This is a genomic window from Paenibacillus cisolokensis (assembly GCF_018403665.1).
In the GTDB taxonomy this organism is placed as follows: domain Bacteria; phylum Bacillota; class Bacilli; order Paenibacillales; family Paenibacillaceae; genus Paenibacillus_AH; species Paenibacillus_AH cisolokensis.
In genome coordinates, this window is the sequence record NZ_BOVJ01000276.1 from 1 (window position 1) to 1,631 (window position 1,631).

At 51.2% G+C, this 1,631-nt stretch carries 1 protein-coding gene; it reads right to left on the reverse strand.

Translation table 11 applies throughout. From position 1 onward, the window contains the following. Positions 1 to 232 precede the first annotated feature (232 nt). A complete protein-coding gene (locus tag PACILC2_RS26015; protein ID WP_213531926.1) occupies positions 233 to 1,570 on the reverse strand; it encodes an IS1380 family transposase in 1,338 nt (445 codons plus the stop codon). Positions 1,571 to 1,631: the final 61 nt, after the last annotated feature.

Here is a 1,631-nt window from a genome sequence, read left to right on the forward strand (position 1 = left end):
AAACTCCAATTACACATTTTCCTGAATCCGTGATCTTGCTTTAATAGCGAGTTGCCAATCGGGAATTTCGCGGGCTCCGAGGGTAGTTTAACGGAAATATTGACGTCATCGAATGACCATAAACAGCTATTCAGCCTGCTTCATTTGTTTTTTGACATGCCAAATAAACCTGGTTTTTTACAGGGATTCCATTGGTTATGAAAGTCGCGTGGTGAAAGTCGCCCGGCCTTTTTTAAGCCAATCCTTGATAGATGCGTCTTGCGGTGAGAAACCACGGACTGTTGCAGCCAAAGTTAAAAGCGATTCTACCCGCATGACGGACATATCGCGCCGCCATGTAGATTATGTTCTGGATCACGGTTCGAATACGTCTGCGTTTCACATTGCCCCGAATCGGCGCATCGTCTTCACGGAGGCTTTCTTGACCCATGATGCGCAAGAGATTGTAAGCGAACACGCCTGCGTGCAACACCAGATCATTCGTCGCGAATTTTCCGGCTGGAAGGCGTTCCAGGTCCAGATCGGTTTTGATTTCGCTGTGAAATTGCTCGCTTGTGCCATGATCACGGTAAAGTTCAATCACGCGCCAAGGCGCACACCGAAGGGATGTCCAGTACACATGAACTTCTATTTCGGGCACGAGCAGCAGTTGACCGTCTGGGTCCATCGTCCGTTCGATCACGTGAAAGACTTGCCGCAGCTTGCGGTCGAACCCTTTTTGCGCAAACTCGATCGCGCCGACATACTCGGTCTTGCCTTCTCGCTGCTGGCACGCGATTCCTTTTGTTTTGGCGATGGAAAGCCATGCTTCTTTTGTCGATTTACGCCGGTTGACTTTGATAATGTAATCGGTGTCCGGATGCCGGTGACAGACGTGCAAATTGTCCAGGCTGTCATTTCCCGCATCCATCCGGACGAGCAGCTTGCGGTCCGTGATACGCCGGGCGTACCGAATGCTTTGTTCCAGGAATACATCCGTTTCCTTTTGGCAATGCACGCTGCCTTCCCGCAATTCCACGTTGATGCCGTATCCTTCTTGACCGAGATAGGCGAAGATGGGAGCATAGCCATCCGTCCCTTTATAGGTACGTGATACCCCTTCCTTCTTGGTACCGGAATTGTCGAAAGGGGAAACATCCAGGTCGAGCGGGATATAGCTTTCTCCGCCGGCGGACAGACCGGTCAACGGAGCCTGGATGTTGCGAAGGAGATCGGCAGACTCCTCCAGCAAGATCCGGTTCCAGTCCGCTTTCCCGGAGGATGCGGCCGCATCCAGGCGCTGGCGGAGGGTAGGACTGGACGGCACCTTTTTCACCTGCATGCAAATGGAAAAGACATCGTCCTTGCGAAAGGGTTCGATATGGTCGAAGTCACTTTTGCCTTGACAGAGCAACCCCAAGTAGCTTTTCATCACATCCGCATGGGAGTGAATCGGGTGCTCAACATCCTTAACAACAGTATGATTCAAGCGCTTCGATAACTTTGTATGAGCAAGCAGGGCGCCGACTGTAGCCAGCCCTGCGTGTGTGGTCAGAATGAGTTCTTTGGGGCGGACAAATTGGATTTTCATATATGCACCTCGATGGTGAGAAGTAGAATTCCACTATTATCCCACTAGCGTTGCATCAAAG

Excerpts from the sequence above, each read along its gene's own strand:
- PACILC2_RS26015 (WP_213531926.1), bottom strand. The coding sequence starts at position 1,570 with ATGAAAATCCAATTTGTCCGCCCCAAAGAACTCATTCTGACCACACAC.